This window comes from Azotobacter chroococcum, from assembly GCF_002220155.1.
In the GTDB taxonomy this organism is placed as follows: Bacteria; Pseudomonadota; Gammaproteobacteria; order Pseudomonadales; family Pseudomonadaceae; genus Azotobacter; species Azotobacter chroococcum.
This window is the reverse complement of record NZ_CP011835.1, coordinates 3,444,177-3,459,657: the sequence shown is the minus strand read 5'-3', so window position 1 is coordinate 3,459,657 and position 15,481 is coordinate 3,444,177. Positions and strand designations below refer to the sequence as shown.

Annotated in this window: 13 protein-coding genes; 6 read left to right on the top strand and 7 right to left on the bottom strand. The window is 68.9% G+C overall.

Annotated elements, in window-relative coordinates:
• Positions 1-39: 39 nt before the first annotated feature.
• Positions 40-1,371, top strand: coding sequence for a ferredoxin reductase family protein (locus ACG10_RS16045; RefSeq protein ID WP_089168974.1), 1,332 nt, complete (start codon positions 40-42; stop codon positions 1,369-1,371).
• Between the two features lie 660 nt (positions 1,372-2,031).
• Entirely contained in the window at positions 2,032-3,390 is a 1,359-nt protein-coding gene (locus tag ACG10_RS16040; RefSeq protein ID WP_089168973.1) for an OprD family porin, read from the top strand.
• Positions 3,391-3,476: 86 nt separating this feature from the next.
• Here ACG10_RS16040 and ACG10_RS16035 read toward each other — a convergent pair whose 3' ends face one another.
• Complete coding sequence (locus ACG10_RS16035) at positions 3,477-4,613, bottom strand: glycerol dehydrogenase (RefSeq protein ID WP_232487126.1); 1,137 nt, start codon at positions 4,611-4,613, stop codon at positions 3,477-3,479.
• A gap of 272 nt (positions 4,614-4,885) precedes the next feature.
• Here ACG10_RS16035 and ACG10_RS16030 point away from each other — a divergent pair, with 272 nt between their 5' ends.
• Positions 4,886-7,588 carry a LuxR C-terminal-related transcriptional regulator gene (locus tag ACG10_RS16030; RefSeq protein ID WP_089168971.1) on the top strand — a complete coding sequence of 901 codons (2,703 nt, stop codon included), beginning with the start codon at positions 4,886-4,888 and terminating at the stop codon, positions 7,586-7,588.
• 150 nt (positions 7,589-7,738) lie between these two features.
• Here ACG10_RS16030 and ACG10_RS16025 read toward each other — a convergent pair whose 3' ends face one another.
• Entirely contained in the window at positions 7,739-8,464 is a 726-nt protein-coding gene (locus ACG10_RS16025) for a class I SAM-dependent methyltransferase (RefSeq protein WP_089168970.1), read from the bottom strand.
• A 237-nt stretch (positions 8,465-8,701) separates the two neighbouring features.
• On the opposite strand from ACG10_RS16025, the gene ACG10_RS16020 reads away from it, so the two are divergent.
• The 3 genes from ACG10_RS16020 (at position 8,702) to ACG10_RS24520 (ending at position 10,381) form a co-directional block, all read left to right on the top strand.
• Entirely contained in the window at positions 8,702-8,989 is a 288-nt protein-coding gene (locus tag ACG10_RS16020) for a DUF1971 domain-containing protein (protein WP_089168969.1), read from the top strand.
• 101 nt (positions 8,990-9,090) lie between these two features.
• Positions 9,091-9,690, top strand: a complete 600-nt coding sequence (locus tag ACG10_RS16015) for a hypothetical protein (RefSeq protein ID WP_198318961.1) — start codon at positions 9,091-9,093, stop codon at positions 9,688-9,690.
• A 112-nt stretch (positions 9,691-9,802) separates the two neighbouring features.
• Positions 9,803-10,381: a hypothetical protein gene (locus ACG10_RS24520; protein ID WP_232487125.1), complete on the top strand. Its 579-nt coding sequence runs from the start codon at positions 9,803-9,805 to the stop codon at positions 10,379-10,381.
• Positions 10,382-10,416: 35 nt separating this feature from the next.
• Here ACG10_RS24520 and ACG10_RS16005 read toward each other — a convergent pair whose 3' ends face one another.
• From ACG10_RS16005 to ACG10_RS15985, 5 genes are all read right to left on the bottom strand, one after another.
• The gene (locus ACG10_RS16005; RefSeq protein ID WP_039802474.1) at positions 10,417-11,736 is read right to left on the bottom strand and encodes a TldD/PmbA family protein; all 1,320 of its coding nucleotides are present in this window, start codon (positions 11,734-11,736) and stop codon (positions 10,417-10,419) included.
• Positions 11,736-13,178, bottom strand: coding sequence for a TldD/PmbA family protein (locus ACG10_RS16000; protein ID WP_089168968.1), 1,443 nt, complete (start codon positions 13,176-13,178; stop codon positions 11,736-11,738). Before ACG10_RS16000 ends, ACG10_RS16005 begins: the two co-directional genes overlap by 1 nt.
• A 223-nt stretch (positions 13,179-13,401) precedes the next feature.
• A complete protein-coding gene (locus ACG10_RS15995; protein WP_198318960.1) occupies positions 13,402-13,710 on the bottom strand; it encodes a hypothetical protein in 309 nt (102 codons plus the stop codon).
• A 159-nt stretch (positions 13,711-13,869) separates the two neighbouring features.
• Complete coding sequence (locus tag ACG10_RS15990; RefSeq protein WP_089168967.1) at positions 13,870-14,694, bottom strand: peptidoglycan DD-metalloendopeptidase family protein; 825 nt, start codon at positions 14,692-14,694, stop codon at positions 13,870-13,872.
• Between the two features lie 21 nt (positions 14,695-14,715).
• On the bottom strand, positions 14,716-15,480 hold the full coding sequence (locus ACG10_RS15985) for a M15 family metallopeptidase (protein ID WP_089168966.1): 765 nt from the start codon (positions 15,478-15,480) through the stop codon (positions 14,716-14,718).
• Between the last annotated feature and the right edge of the window lies 1 nt (position 15,481).

The following is a 15,481-nucleotide window of genomic DNA, read 5'->3' as shown; positions in this document are numbered from 1 at the left end:
GGAGCTTGGGAACCGCACCCCGCGTCGAGGACCGTCGCCATGAAGAACATCCGCATCGTCTGCCTGGCCCTGTTCGGCGGGCTCAGCCTGCTCTGGCTGCTGGCCGACAACCTGCTCGGAACGCCCTACGAATTCTTCGCCCTGCGCCGGGCGATGGTGAACTACACCGGTATCCTCGCCGTGGGCGCGATGAGCGTCGGCCTCTTCCTGGCGGTCCGCCCGGCGGTCCTGGAGTCCTTCCTCGGCGGACTGGACAAGGGCTATCGCCTGCACAAATGGCTGGGCATCGCCGCGCTGGCTCTGTCCGTCGTCCACTGGCTGTGGGTCAAGGCGCCGAAGTGGATGGTCGGCTGGGGCTGGCTGGAACGGCCGGTGCGCAAGGCGGCCGGCGGCGAGGAGCCGGGGGCGCTGCTGGGCTTCCTGCGCAGCCAGCGCGGACTGGCCGAGGAGCTCGGTGAGTGGGCCTTCTATGCCGCCGTGGCGCTGATCCTGCTGGCGCTGTTCAAGCGCTTTCCCTACCGCTATTTCTTCAAGACCCACCGCCTGCTGGCAGTGGTCTACCTGGTGCTGGTGTTCCACTCGGTGGTCCTGATGAACAGCGCCTACTGGGCCTCGCCGCTCGGCGTCACCATGGCCGTGCTGCTGCTCGCCGGCACCCTGGCCGCCGCCATCTCCCTGCTGCGCCGGATCGGCGGCAGCCGCCGCGCGCTCGGCCACATCGAGGCGTTGGAACTGCACAAGGACAATAGGGTGCTGGGCATCGACATCCGCCTGCAGGACCGCTGGCCCGGCCACCAGGCCGGGCAGTTCGCCTTCGTCACCTTCGATCCGGCCGAGGGGCCGCATCCCTTCACCATCTCCTCCGCCTGGCAGGGCGACGGCCATCTGCGCTTCCACGTCAAGGGCATCGGCGACTATACCGCGACCCTGCCGCAGACCCTCAGGGTCGGCGATCCGGTCACCGTGGAAGGCCCCTACGGGCGTTTCGACTTCGCCGACGGCAAGCCGCGGCAGATCTGGGTCGCCGGCGGCATCGGCATCACCCCGTTCATCGCCGGCCTGCAGGCCCTGGCCGAGCAGCCGGACGGCCGCAGCATCGATCTGTTCTACAGCACCGCGGCGCCGGACCAGACGCTCATCGAGCGCCTGCAGCAGCTGGCCGGGCAGGCCCGGGTGCGCCTGCACCTGCTGGTCAGCGGCCGCGACGAGCGCCTGACCGGCGAGCGCCTGCGCGAGCAGGTGCCCGACTGGCGCATGGCCGATGTCTGGTTCTGCGGCCCGGCGGGCTTCGGCCGCTCGCTGCGCGAGAGCCTGACCGCCAGCGGCCTGCCGGCGGCGGATTTCCACCAGGAGCTGTTCGAGATGCGCTGACGCAGCGCTGTCCCCGCGTCTTGCGCCGTCCGAAGCCGAGGGCCGGCGTATGAAAACCGGCTGGCCGGCCCGGACTGGCGTATGAAACCGAGCCGGCAGACGCGGACCTGTCCGCACCGTGATGCCACGCCTGGCCGGCCGTCGCGGGACAGACCGCGGGACCGGAAGGCGGCCGCTGAGACAGGGCGTCTCAAGGCTGTTCCGGCGTGTCCGTCCAGGCGAGACGCGGCGTCTCGCCTGCAGCGCTGCCCGGTCGGCCGGGCCTTCCCGATGACCCTCTCTGCCACGGGCCTTTGCGCCCGCCGCCAGGACTCTGGCACCGACCTTGCTCTGGCTCAATGGCATGCGCCGCAGGTCTCACCCGCCGCAGCCAATAACAACAAGCAGAGGTGCGAAATGTCCGAGTCATTCCTTTCCGAATTCTTCCTGTCCGCAAGCGCCGCCCGGGATGCCGGCGGCGGCGCCGGCGCCGGCGGCGTTCTGCGCTAGCCGCAGGCGGCGTCCCGGCCCGGGCCGCCACGCCAGCCGCGTCGGCGCCTCCGCCCAAGATCTCGATCACAACCTGCCGTGCAGCCACTGCGGGAGGCGGCCGCGCTCTGCCCGTACACCGCCCGGCCGACGCCAGGGATGGTCGTCATGCTCCAGCAACAGGAATGAACCATGCGTCCCGACAACAACAAGAATCCAGCCTGTATCGCCTCCCTGTCCGTCCTTCTGGTCCTGCCGGCCGTGGCCTTCGGCGAGGAGGGCTTTTTCGACGGCTCCAGCTTCACGCTGCTCAACCGCAACTTCTACTTCAGCCAGGATTTTCGCAACGGCGCCAGCGTCACCAACCCGCAGACCGGCGAGAAGAAGGGCCGCCGCACCGAGTGGGCGCACGGCCTGATCGCCACCTTCGAGTCCGGCTTCACCCCCGGCGCGGTGGGTTTCGGCCTGGACGTGCGCGGCCTGTACGGCATCAAGCTGGACGGCGGCGACGGCCTGGTGGGCGACGGCAACGGCGGTCCCGGCTTGATCCCGCGGCGCGGCTACAACTTCGACGGCAAGCCCAAGGACGAATTCGGCAAGGTCGACGTCGAATTGAAGCTGCGCCTGTTCGACGACACCGAGCTGCGCTACGGCGACGTCCGGCCCCTCAGCCCGGTGCTCAACACCAGCGACATCCGGCTGCTGCCGCAGAGCTTTCGCGGCACCACGCTCAAGAACACCTCGATCAAGGGCCTGACCCTGCAGGGCGGCAAGCTGGAATCGAGCAGCGACCGTACCGCCACCGCCCACAACGGCGACCTGGGCACCGCCTACGGCGGACGCTTCAAGGAGGCCGACGACTTCGTCTACGGCGGGATCGACTACAACCTCGACGACCGCTTGTTCTTCCGCCTGCACCACGGCCGTCTCGACGACGTCTGGAACCAGTCGGCCTTGTATGCCGACTGGCGGCAGCCGCTGGGGGAGGGCGTGAGCTTCAACGCCGCCTTCCGCTACTACCGCACCCGCGACACCGGCAAGTCGCTGCTCGGCGATCTCGACAACGACTCCTGGAGCCTGCAGGGCGGCGTCAGCGTCGGCGCCCACGCCTTCAGCGTCGCCCACACGCGGATCGACGACGACTCGCCGTTCGACTACGTCTGGCACACCTGGGACTTCTTCCTGAACACCAACTCCCAGGTCTCCGACTTCAACAACCCCAACGAGCGCGTCTGGCTGTTCCGCTACGACTACGACTTCGCCGCCATCGGCATTCCCGGTCTGGCGCTGATCGCCCGCTACGTGCGCGGCACCGACATCGACGGGCGCGATGTCGGCCCGGCCTACGCCGCCTACCAGAAGGTGCGCGACGGCCGCCACTGGGAGCGCAACTTCTGGCTCAGCTACGTGGTGCAGAGCGGGCCGGCCAGGGACCTGAGCTTCCGGCTCCTGCAGGCCACCCACCGGGTGAACGGCGACCATACCGCCGAGGCCGACATCGACGAGCTGCGGCTGATTCTCGAGTTTCCTCTCGACCTGCGCATGTTCTGAGCAGGCGTTTGCCCCTGCGCTACTGACCGTCTCTGCAGGGGCTTTTTTATTCCGGCGCGGCTGCCCATGGCAGCCGTGCCTCACCTTCAACCGAAGGCCGCCAGGGGAGCCTGGCCGGAGGCCGCCTGCCGATGGGCCGCGGCCAGGGCATCGGCCTCGCGGATGGCCTGGTAGACGTCGTCCGGCGCGACGGCGAAGGGCATGTTGCCCATGCTGTCGCGCTTCTCGCAGGCCCGTTCCGCCACCCGTCGCCACTGCGCCTCGGCGAAGGCCTTGACGCCGAGATCCTGCAAGGTGAGCGGCAGGCCGACCGCCTGGATGAAGTCGAGCACCGTGGCGATTTCCTCGTCCGGCGCCTGCTCCAGCACCAGCTGGGCGAGCAGGGCGAAGGCCATCTTCTCGCCGTGGCGGGCGTGCTGCAGGGCGGGCACGGCGAGCATGCCGTTGTGGATGGCGTGGGCCGCAGCGCGGCCGCCGCCGTCGGCGCTCACCCCGCTGAGGTAGACGGTCGCCTCCAGCACCGCCTCCACCGCCCGGCTCGAGCGCTGGCGCTCCACGTCGAGGCGGGCCTGGACGGCGTTCTCCAGCAGGCTGTCCAGGCACAGCCGGGCGCTGGCCAGGGCGCTGCGCGCGGCGCGGCTCGGCGCTGCGCGTTCGGCCCGCGCCCGGTAGCAGGCGCGCACCTCGAAGTAGGTCGCCAGGGCCTTGCCGATGCCGGCGACGAACAGCCGCGCCGGCGCCGCGGCGAGGATCTCGGTGTCGGCGAGGACCACGTCCGGGCCGCCCGGCAGCAGCATGCAGCGGTCGAACTCGCTGTTCAGGGTGTAGATCAGCGCGCGGGCGGTGCAGGCCGCGTCGCTGGAGGCGGTGGTCGGCACGGTCAGCACCGGCAGCCGCTCGTGGCAGGCGACCGCCTTGGCGGTGTCCAGGGTCTTGCCGCCGCCGATGCCGACGATCAGCTCGGCCTTGACGCTGCGCGCCAACTCGCGGTTGCGGTTGATCTCGAGGCGCGTGCATTCGTGCTGGAACTTGCCGAACACCGCCGTGCCGCGCGCCTCGAACGACGGGCCGGCCTCGGCGATCGCCCGCTCGAGGATGAACTTGTCGCAGAGGACGTAGACGCGGCTGCCGAAGGCCTGGGCATAGCTGCCCAGGTTGGCCAGGAGCCCCTTGCCCATGAAGAACTTGCCCGGAGGGCGGATGGAGATTGCGCCGTTCGGCATGATGGATGGCCCTTTTGTCGGATCTTATAGGCGGGATATGCACGCCGGGCGCCGCGCCGGAGAAGGCATTCGCCGGGGCGGAACGGCTGGCCGGGGCTACGGTAGGGAAAGGCCGGCGGATGGAATAACTACCCGGATGGGGGGCGCGGACGGGTGGGATAGGGCATTATCCTGCACAGGCGACGCGCCGCGCGGCTTCCGCCGGCCCCGGGTGGGTGCCGTTGCCAAGAACAAGAACAGGTCGGAACAGACCGGCTTTCGAGGTATGCAAGATGGATCGACGCCAGTCCGAGCGCCGCTTCGCGCCCGTCTACAGCCAGGGCACCTGCGGCCTGCCGCTGATCGCCACCAAGTTCGTCCCGCCGCGCGCGCCCGGCGTGCTGCTGGCCCGCCCGCGTCTGCTGGCGCGTTTCGAGCCGCTGGCCGAGCGCACGCTGGCGCTGGTCTGTGCCGGCGCCGGCTTCGGCAAGACCACGCTGCTCGCCCAGTTCCGCAGCCAGCTCCAGGAGTGCGGCCAGGCCGTCGCCTGGCTGAGCCTGGACGAGGGCGACGACGTGCCCGAGTACTTCTGCCATTACCTGCTCGACGCCCTGCTGCCGCTGCACCCCGGCCTCGGCTGGCGGCTGGGCTTTCTCGCCGCAGGATTGCCGTCCATCGACCGCGTATTCGGCCACCTGATCAACGCCGTGCAGGCGGTCGAGGCGCCGCTCTACCTGATCGTCGACGACTACCACACGATCCGCAATCCGGCGATCCACCGCGCCTTCGCCTACCTGCTCGAACACGCGCCGGCCAACTTCCACGTGCTGCTCGGCAGCCGCAGCCTGCCGTCGCTGCCGCTGAGCCGCCTGCGCTCGCGCCACCAGCTGATCGAGATCGACACCAACGACCTGCGCTTCAACCTCTGCGAGGCGCGCCACTACTTCGCCGACTCCGCCGCCCTGGCCCTGAGCAACGCGCAGACCCAGCGCCTGCTGGAGGTGACCGAGGGCTGGGTCACCGGCATGCAGATGGCCACCCTGTCGCCGTCGATCAAGGACAACCCGGCGCAGGTCATCGACACCCTGAGCCACGGCGGCCGGCTGGTCGGCCGCTACCTGGAGGACGTGGTGTTCGAGCCGCTGCCGGCGGCGGTCGACGACTTCCTGATGCGCACCTCGATCCTCGACCGCTTCTGCGCCGAGCTGTGCGACGCGGTCACCGGGCGCCACGACGGCCACGCCATGCTCGACTGGATCGAGCGGCACAACCTGTTCGTCGCCGCACTGGACGACCACGGCCAGTGGTTCCGCTACCACCACCTGTTCGCCGAAACCCTGCAGACCCGCCTGCGCCGGCGAACCGACCTGGACGTCGCCGCGCTGCACGAGCGCGCCGGCAACTGGTTCGCCGGGCAGAGCCTGTGGGCCGAGGCGACCCGCCACGCGCTGGCCGCCGGCAAGGTCGAGAGCGCGCCGGGCCGCGCCGGGCTGGGCGCCCAGTCGCTGGCCGAGCGCGGCGACATCGACACCCTGCTGGGCTGGCTGCAGCAGCTGCCGATCACCGCCGACGAGCACCGCATCAGCCTGCAGCTCAACCTGGCCTGGGCGCTGGCCCACCGTTTCCGCTTCGACGAGTCGCGGCGCCTGCTCGGCGAGCTGCGCCGCTGGTTCGCCGTGCACCCGGCGCGCCGCGACCTGCGGGTCAAGCTGGATGCGGTGGCGGCCATCTGCGAGGCCTTCGCCGAGAACGTGCAGACCGGCATCGCCCTGGCCGAGCCGCTGCTGGCGCAGATCCCCTGCGGCGACAGCTGGGTCGACGGCCTGGTCTGCAACGTCCTCAGCTACTGCCACATGGTCCTCGGCCAGCATGATCAGGCCCAGGCCGTGCAGCGCCACACCCTCTATCCTGGCGCGCCCACCGAGAACCTGTTCGTCACCGTCCACCGCGCCTTCATCCTCGGCCAGAGCCACCTGCGCCAGGGCGACCTGCGCACCGCCGAGGCCTGCTTCCTGCAGGCGATGGAGTCCGCCGACCGGCTCACCGGGCCGCAGTCCAGCGGCAGCGCCACCCTGGCCGCGTCGCTGGCCGAACTGGCCTACGAGCACGGCGACTGGGAGCGCCTGGATGCGCTGGTCCGCCAGCGCGGCCCGCAGATCGACCGCGTGGTGCCTCTCGACGGCGTGCTGGCGGTCTACCGCGCGCTGTGCCGGCGGGCGCTGGCCGAGGACGACGGCGTGCAGGCGCGCCTGTTGCTCCAGCACGCCCAGGAAGTCGCCGCCCAGCGCCGCTGGAACCGCCTGCAGGCGGCGCTGCTCGCCGAACAGGTGCGCCTGCAGCTGCAGCGAGACGACTTGGCCGGCGCCGAACACATGCTGCGCCGTATCGAGCTGCTGAAGAGCGACGAGGGCGCCATCCCCGGCTGCCGCCACTACGCGCGCATCGCCCGCGCCCGGCTGCTGCTCGCCCAGGGCCTCGGCCTGGCGGCGGCCGACTGCCTGGCCGGGGTGGTGGGCGAGTTCGAGGCGCGCGGCCAGCAGCTCGAAGCCGTGCGCCTGCGCCCGCTGTGGGCCATCGCCCTCTGGCAGGGCGACGAACGTGACGCTGCCGCCGCGGTCCTGCTGCCGGCGCTGCAACTGGGCCAGCGGGAAAACCTGCTGTGCAGCCTGACCGATGCCGGCCGCGCCCTGCTGCCGCTGCTGAGCCGCTGCGCCAGCGTGGAGGCGGGCACCGGCGACCTCGCGGGTTACATCGCCATCCTGCGCGAGCGCCTCGGCGGCGACGACTGCGCCGAACCACCGTTCAGCCTCAGCGAACGGGAAAGCCAGACCCTGCGCCTGGTCGCCGCCGGCCAGTCCAACAAGGAAATCGCCCGCAGTCTGGACATCTCCGTGGAAACGGTGAAATGGCACCTGAAGAACCTCTACGGGAAACTGCAGGTCACCAGCCGGACGCGGGCGATGAGCCGGGCGCGGGAGTTGAGTTTGCTGGAGTGAGGGGCCGGGCCCGCCCGCAAGGCGGAAAACCGCAGCATTTTCCGCCGAAGCTCCACAGCGCAAGACAAGCCCTTTCGCTACTGCCCTGCGCCCGCGGAGTACCTTCTTCCAGCCCAGGCTTGCGGTCTGGCAGTTGGAAGGCCGCTTGCCCTAATCCGGACGGCGCAGCAGATCGACGCGCATCGGTATGACGAAGCGTGCGCCCTCGGGGCCCATGAAACCCTCGAATTTTTCGCGCACGGTCTGCAGCAGTTCCGGACTCAGGCGGTGTTGCGTGTGGGTGACGCCAAGGATGCGGCGTTCGAACTCGGAGAAGTCCGCGAAGTTGTTGCGGGTGTTGAAGAAATATTGTCCCGCCAGTTCCAGCACGCCCTGCTCGACCGCTTTGCGTAGCGCGGCGAAGGCGGCTTCGCGAACCGCTTTCTCGTCGTGGAACAGGCGCACCACTTCGTTGAATTCGCCGGCATAGACCGGCTCCGAAATGTAGGCCAGGCCGCCGGGACGCAGCACCCGATGGATCTCCCGCATCACGCCGTCCATGTCGCCCACCGGCACGTGATGGAGCGACTTGAACATCATCACGAGGTCGGCGCTGCCGTCCTCCGCCGGGATGGCCTGGGCGCCGGCATGGCGGAAGGTCACCGTGGGCAGGTCGTCGACGGCCAGGTTCTTTTCATGCTGGATGCTGTCCACCTCGCAGGCCAGGATGGAGGCCGGCTTCCCTTTCTCGGCGATGGTGCGGGTGTGGGCCGCCGCGCCGCAGCCGAGCTCGACGATTCGGGCCGAGGCCAGCGGCAGCAGGCGCAGGTAAAGCTCGGCCTCGTCGATCACCTCTACCACTTCGGGGGCTTGAATTCGCATCTCGGCTGCTGTCATGGGCTGATCCTTTTGCTCGCTATTCGTGGGTCGGTCATTCGTGCAAGGCGGCTACGTTAACGCATCGGCTTCTTGTCCGTGATCGGCATGGCGATGCCAGGGAGCAGGGCTTCGTCCGGGAAACGCCGTCCAGTCAGGGCCGATGCATCGGTCAAGCGGAAACGCCTGCAGGCTATATTTATAGGCCCCTCGGCCCTTGGTGGCCGGTTGGCTCCAATACAAAAAGGAACATCTCCAATGAAAGTCCTGCCGGAAGATGTACGGCCCTATAAAAGAACGCCGGTCTTCACAGAGGAAACGGTGCCTCCGGGCCTATTGCGGCAGCACACGACGAAGGAGGGGGCTTGGGCGAAGATCGTGGTGCTGGAAGGCAGGCTGCTTTATCGGATATGGGCGCCGGAGGTGAGCGAGATTCTTCTGACACCCGATCAATGTGGTGTCGTCGAGCCTCAAGTGCCGCATGAAGTAAGTCCGGATGGCCCGGTCAGGTTCTTTGTCGAGTTTCATCGTGTGCCGGGGGAGTAACTCGCTTGTCCACGATCGCAACCGACCCATGTTCTGCTTGTTTCAGGTGATATTGAGCTCACGCAGCGCATGAGCGCTGCCTGTCGCGTAACGTGCCGGACATGTTTATCCAGCGGCTGGAGGAAAACTTGGAATCCTGGCGCGAAACAGCTTCCGCAGAATGGCGGCCTATTACAGGACTGGCGGTAATTGGACTGGCCTTGTCGGTCGTTTACATCGTTTGGCAGCATTACTTCACATCCGACCGATGGGTGTTTCTGCTCGATAATGCCAACCTGGCGATCCATGAGGCGGGACATCCCATCCTTGGCCTATTGGTGCCGGGTTTGGCGGTTTATGGCGGCACCCTTTTCCAGCTCCTGTTCCCTGCGCTGTTTGCCGGCCATTTCCGGCGGCAACGGCATGGCCTGGGCTGGTCCGTGGCGCTGGTGTGGTTCGGCGAGAGTCTGCTGAATATCGGGCGTTACATGGCCGATGCCCGTGCTCACGAACTGCCGTTGGTCGGTGGCGGCGATCATGACTGGACGGAGATTTTCAGTCGCTGGGGCGTGTTGACCTGGGATACACATATCGCCGGTATGATCCGGTTGATCGGACTTTGCGTGATGCTGGCTGCCCTGTTCCGGGCGTGGAAACGCTGGCGCAGTGCTCGTGTCCCGGCAAAAGAGCGATTGATTGGCAGATCGGGCGGCAAGTTCTGAGTACAGGACCCTTGCCGAAATGATCGGGTATTGCGCTCGGACTGTGCCGCCGCCTGCGCCGCTTACCGAGCGATCAGGTATTTTCGGTCGATGGGAAAACTCGAATGAGGCCATGAACGTGAAAGAACGGATCGGGAAACCAGGGGAGCCGGCCTCCGGGGCATCGTCGCTGGCGGATGACGGTCAGGCATCCGCCCAGGACCAGGCTGGCGACGCGGCGGCCGCATCGACGACCGAAAAGTCGACCCGCAAGACCATCGCCAACGGATACGCCAAGGCCGCCCTCGGCAAGGCGAAGACGCTGACGGTGGCTGCGGCAAGCGGGACGAAGAACATTCCCGGCAAGGTCGTGGCCAAGGTCAGGGAGCTCGATGCGAATCACAGGGACGTGGCCGACAGGATCGACACGGTTTCGATGGGCTTGGGCATCACGTCCGGCGTGGTGAGCGCCGGTGCGGTGCTCGCCGCTCCGAGCGGGTTGAGTGCGATAGGGGTTGCCCTCGGACTGACCAGCGCGCCCCTGATCGTGACGGCCGCCCCCATCGTCGGAGCCGCCGCTGCCGTGACGGGCGCCCTCTCGGGCGGGGCGTATTTCTATTCGAAATGGAAGTCGGCGAAGGCGGCGAAGGAGGAGCGGGCTGCTCGGGACTCCCAACCCCAACCGCTCGACTCGCCGGATGTCGGACAATAAGGGCCGCGAGCGACCACGAACGGGACTCCTTTTCTTCACAGCGTCAGGGTAAACCGCCCAAGCAGCGCCCCCGGCAGCGTCCTGGAACCGCTTTGCCGCGCGCCGTAGGTGCCTGCCGGCAGGATCATCTCGGGCTCGCGGGTGAGGGCTTCCAGATGCGGGCCGAGGAAGCTGAACACCGAATCGTCGAAGCGCATGGTGTTGACCGGGGCGTTGAGCTGGCCGTTTTCCACCCAGAAGGTGGCGAAGCGGGTCATGCCGGTCAGGCGGCCGGCCGGGCGGTCGGAGAAGTTGAGGTACCAGAGGTTGCCGATGTACAGGCCGGTATCCAGGCGGCTGAGGATGTCGCCCTCGTCCAGGTCGCCGCCCGCCATCACCGGGGACAGCGGGTGTTCGTGAGCGCCCGCGCCGTTGGCGGTCAGGCCATATTCGGCGGCGCTGCGCGAGCCGACCAGCCGTTCGCCCGGCAGGCCTGACGCGAGCAAGCGCAGATCCTGGCGCGGGCCTTCGCTGGTGAAGGCCGGGGCCAGGCCGCCGGCGATCCGCTCCTCGAGGGTCAGCCGCGGGCTGAGCCGGGCCGAGCTGGCGAACAGGCGCTGCAGGGGGCTGGCGCCGCTGGCCAGGGCCTGGGCCGAGAAGCCGCCGCTGAGCAGGTCGAAGATCTCGTCCAGCGCCACCGGGGCCAAGTAGGCGCGGTAGTCGCCCGGCGCCAGGGTCAGGGCCGGGCGGCCCAGGTATTCCAGCTGCTCGCGCGCCGAAGCCATGCGCCGGGCGAAGGCCGGGGCGTCCCAGCGTTGGCCGGCATAGGTGCTCTTGACCGCCTGGCCGTTGGCGTGGAACAGGCTCCAGTCGAAGTTGAAGCTGCTCGCCGCGTGCCAGCCGAGGGCGCCCCAGGAACTGGCGAACCCTTGGTATTGCGGGCCGGCGGCGTAGATGCCGGCCAGGTCGAGTCCCGCGGCGGCGGCGACGATCTGCCCGACTGCCGCGGCGCCATCCGGCATCGTTCCCGCCTCGGCGCTCTCGCTCCGCCAGGGCTCCCGGTTGAGGCGCAGGTAGGGGTCGGGAGCCAGTGCCGGCACCACCGCGCGCAGCCGTTCCAGCGCATGGCGCAGGCGGGTGCGGTCTTCCCCGGCCACGCCGGTCAGGCTCAGTTCGAAGCGGGCGTGGCGCTCGCCGAGGTAGAGGGCGAGGGTGGCGTACGCCTGCTGCACCTGCCCGGCCTGGCGCACCCGCGCCCGGTTGAAGCGTACAAACTCCGAGTCCTCGGCGCGGTAGTCCAGGGTGAAACCTTCACCGGCACGCAGCAGCGGCCGCAGGCTGTCGAGCAGGTCGTGGAAATGCTCACGGGCGTCCATCAGGCGGCTCCTCCGAAAACGTCGACATTCTTGAATACGCAGGCCGGCGAGGCGTGCCCGACGCGCACCGCCTGGTTCGGCTCGCCCTTGCCGCAGTAGGGCGTGCCGAGCACCTTGACGGTGCTTGCATCGCCCACTGCGGTGAGGTTGCGCCAGAAGTGCGCGGAAATTCCGCGGTAGTTGGGGTTCTTCACCACGCCCTTGAGTTCGCCGTTCTCGATCAATTGCCCCCATTCGCAGCCGAACTGGAACTTGTTGCGGGCATCGTCGATCGACCAGGAACGGTTGGTGCTCATCAGGATGCCGCGCTCGATGCCGCCGATCAGTTGCGTGAGGCTCCGATCGCCCGGTTCGACGTTGAGGTTGGCCATGCGGTCGATGGGCGCGCGGTTCCAGCTGCAGGCGCGGCTGCAGGCCACGCCCGGCAGGCCGCTGCGCAGCTGCGACAGGGCGCCGCCCAGCGGGCGCTGCAGGATGCCGCGGTGGATCAGGTATTCGCGCCGGGCCGGGGTGCCGTCGTCGTCGTGGCGGTAGCTGGCCAGCTCCTCGGGGCGGCCGGGGTCGAAGGTGACGTCGAGCAGCGGCGAGCCGTACTGGTAGCGGCCGAAGTCCTCCAGGCGAACGAAGCTGGTGCCGGCGTAGTTGCGCTCGTCGCCGAGGATGCGGTCCAGTTCCAGCGGATGGCCGATGGATTCGTGGATCTGCAGCACCATCTGGTCGGGCATCAGCAGCAGGTCGAGGGGGCCGCGGGGGGTATTGGGGGCCAGCAGCAATTGCAGCGCCTCGTCCGCGATACGCGGGGCCGCCCCCACCAGGCCGATCCGCTCGACGACCTCGGCGCCGCCCTGCTGGCCGAAGTTGAAGCCGCCGAGGCTGCGGGTCTGGCTGTCGTGGCCGTCGCTGGCGGTCACGCTCAGGGCCGGGTAGACGAAGCGCTGGGCGCGCCGCAGGCAGGCACCGGCGCTGTTCAGGTAGATCTGCTCCACACAGTGGACGCCGAGTCCGGCGCTCCAGTCCACCAGCCGCGCATCCCGGGGCACCTGCGCCGATTCGGCGCCCAGCACCTCGTACCAGTGCGCCGGGCCGGCCAGCGGCCGCTCGTAGCCGGGCGCCACGTCGTCCACCGCGCCGGTCGGCACCGGCAATTCCCGTACCTCCAGCAGCGCGTGCCCGGCCAGGGCGCGGGCCAGATGCTCGGCCCGCTCCAGGGCCGCCTGCAGCCCGGCCTGGGTCAGATCGCTGGTGGCCGCATAGGCTTCGACGCCGGCGATGCGCGCTGTCAGCATGGCGCCGCTGTCTTCCGAGAAGGTGGGGGGCAAGGCGACGTTGCGGCGCACCCGGTAATGCTCGCCGAGTTCGCGGACATGCCGCAGCGACCAGAAGTCGGCGCGGCTGCGCAGGGCGGCGAATTGGTGCGACAGCGCTTGAGCGGATTCGAACATGCCAAGGGTCCTGTCTGGGCGGAAGGTAGCCGCATTGTAACGAGCTACGACGGCAAGGCCGTTATGCGCAAGGCTGGAACTCGAGCCGGCGAACATCAAGGCGCCACGTTCTGGACGGAGGATCGCTGCTGAGCGGCGCGAACTGGCCGCAGATGAGGATAAAGAAGGGGGAAACGGCCCCGTGCATCTACCGATAGGCGGGGCCTGATGTCAGGTGGCGGAATCAGCGCTCGGTTTCTTCCGGCTCGCCCACCGCGTTGTCATCTTTCGGCATGTCCACGTCGACATCCGGTACGTTGATGGTCTTCTTCTCGGTATTCACGTCCACATCGGGTACGGTGATGGTTTTCTTTTCGGTCTTTACATCCACATCCGGCGCATCCACGTCGTAATCCGGCAGCTTGCCCTCTTTCACGTCGACATCCACCTTCGGCATGCGGCCTTCTTCCTTTTTCTCGACATCACAGGCGCTCAGTCCCAGCGCGGCGGCCAGAATGGCGCTGGCGATAGTCCACTTTGGCATTTTTTTCATAGGACACCCCGTACGATCGTTGAGAGAAGGCCAGACCCGGGAGCGTGAGCCTGCGGCGCAGCGAGTCTGCCTCTTACTGTTCGAGACACTGATCATTCCGACCAGTTCAGCGCCGCAGTGTGTGCGGGCTGGAAAGCAGGGGGGGTCATTGCCCGGCGCTTATCGCTTGAAGGCGCCGATGAAGATCGCCGGGTCGACCCGGGCGTCGTTGAGGCTGACGTTCCAGTGCAGGTGCGGTCCGGTGGCCCGGCCGGTGGCGCCGACCCGGCCGAGCACGGCGCCGCGGGGCAGTTCGTCGCCGGTCTTCACCTCGACCTTGGACAGGTGGCAGAACATGCTCACCAGGCCCTGGCCGTGGTCGACGAACACCGTCCTGCCGTTGAAGAAATAGTCGCCGACCAGGGTCACCCGGCCGGCCGCCGGGGCCTTGACCGGGGTGCCGGCCGGCACGGCGAAGTCCAGCCCGGAGTGCGGGTTGCGTTCCTCGCCGTTGAAGAAGCGGCGCAGGCCGAAGGGGCTGGAGAGGGGGCCGGCGACCGGCTTGTCGAACAGCAGGTTGCTCGGCTGGCGCGGATCGAAGTGACGGTAGGCGTCGGTCTGTTCGGCCAGCTCGCGTTCGATGCGTTTGAGGTCGTCCGGGTTCGGGGCGACCTGGCGCTGGTTCTTCAGGGTGATGCGCTGCTCGCGGTAGTGGCGGGGCTCGACCCGGAAGGCGAGGCTGCGGCCGTCCGCCTCGATCCGCTGCTCGCCCGGCTTGACCGACAGCGGGATGCCGACGATGGCGAGCCAGCGCTTGCCGTCCTCGCGGACCGTCAGCACCGGCTTGTCCTGGTAGCGCACCTGCGGCGCGGTGGGGCCGTCGCCCAGGTCGATCACCGCCACGCCGCCGGGCACCGGCTTGTCCAGCAGGCGGCCGAGAAAGCCCTCGGCGTGGGCGGGCAGGGCGAGGAGCAGGGCACAGCAGGCAGCGAACAGGCGTGACATGGAGGGTTCCGGCGGTTGGGTTCAGGTCGGGCTGGCGAAGCGTTCGGCCAGTTGCTGCTGCCACAGGCCTTCGAGGGACGGCGGCGCGCTCGGGCCGTAGAGCGCCGCCGGCTGGCCGCGATACCAGGCCCACAGCTGGTCGCCGTAGTCGTAGTGCCACCACTCGCTCGGCAGGTTGCTGAAGCCGGCCTCGAGCATGGCGTTGTGCAGCAGCCGGCGGCGGTCGCGGATCGCCAGCGCAACGCTGTCGCCGGCGGCTGCCGTCTCGTAGTGGGCGCTGAACGAGCGCGGGCCGACTTCGTCGAAGCGCGAGCCCATGTCCAGCCAGCGGCCCTGGGCGTCGCACAGGGTCACGTCGACCGCGCCGCCGGTCAGGTGCGGGCTCGGCGCCTGCGGGTCGCAACTGGGCGGCGAGACGAACTGGCGGGTCAGGCGCTGCAGGGTCGCCGCGTCGGCCTGCGGATGGTGCCGGGCCATGGCCGCTTCCAGGGTGCGGTACAGGTGCTGCTGCACGGCGATCGGCCGCCAGCCGTCGAGCACCACCAGCACCAGGCCGGCGGGCAGGCACGCGGCAGCGCGCAAGAGGCGCTCGAAGACTTCCTGGCGCACCTGGCAGTCGTCGACGGCCTCGGGGATGCCGAGGTGGCGGTAGGCCGGGTAGACCCGCAGCGCGGGGGCCAGGCTCAGGCTGCTCAGCGCCTCGCCGCATTCGGCCACGGGGATGCGGGCGACCTGCGCCCAGTCGGGTTCGGCGAAGGCCGGGATCGCCCGGTTCGGCTCGTTCATC

Excerpts from the sequence above, each read along its gene's own strand:
- ACG10_RS16040 (WP_089168973.1), top strand. The coding sequence starts at position 2,032 with ATGCGTCCCGACAACAACAAGAATCCAGCCTGTATCGCCTCCCTGTCC.
- ACG10_RS24520 (WP_232487125.1), top strand. The coding sequence starts at position 9,803 with ATGAACGTGAAAGAACGGATCGGGAAACCAGGGGAGCCGGCCTCCGGG.
- ACG10_RS16000 (WP_089168968.1), bottom strand. The coding sequence starts at position 13,178 with ATGTTCGAATCCGCTCAAGCGCTGTCGCACCAATTCGCCGCCCTGCGC.
- ACG10_RS16005 (WP_039802474.1), bottom strand. The coding sequence starts at position 11,736 with ATGGACGCCCGTGAGCATTTCCACGACCTGCTCGACAGCCTGCGGCCG.
- ACG10_RS15990 (WP_089168967.1), bottom strand. The coding sequence starts at position 14,694 with ATGTCACGCCTGTTCGCTGCCTGCTGTGCCCTGCTCCTCGCCCTGCCC.
- ACG10_RS16015 (WP_198318961.1), top strand. The coding sequence starts at position 9,091 with ATGTTTATCCAGCGGCTGGAGGAAAACTTGGAATCCTGGCGCGAAACA.
- ACG10_RS16025 (WP_089168970.1), bottom strand. The coding sequence starts at position 8,464 with ATGACAGCAGCCGAGATGCGAATTCAAGCCCCCGAAGTGGTAGAGGTG.
- ACG10_RS16035 (WP_232487126.1), bottom strand. The coding sequence starts at position 4,613 with ATGCCGAACGGCGCAATCTCCATCCGCCCTCCGGGCAAGTTCTTCATG.
- ACG10_RS16045 (WP_089168974.1), top strand. The coding sequence starts at position 40 with ATGAAGAACATCCGCATCGTCTGCCTGGCCCTGTTCGGCGGGCTCAGC.
- ACG10_RS15985 (WP_089168966.1), bottom strand. The coding sequence starts at position 15,480 with ATGAACGAGCCGAACCGGGCGATCCCGGCCTTCGCCGAACCCGACTGG.
- ACG10_RS16020 (WP_089168969.1), top strand. The coding sequence starts at position 8,702 with ATGAAAGTCCTGCCGGAAGATGTACGGCCCTATAAAAGAACGCCGGTC.
- ACG10_RS16030 (WP_089168971.1), top strand. The coding sequence starts at position 4,886 with ATGGATCGACGCCAGTCCGAGCGCCGCTTCGCGCCCGTCTACAGCCAG.
- ACG10_RS15995 (WP_198318960.1), bottom strand. The coding sequence starts at position 13,710 with ATGAAAAAAATGCCAAAGTGGACTATCGCCAGCGCCATTCTGGCCGCC.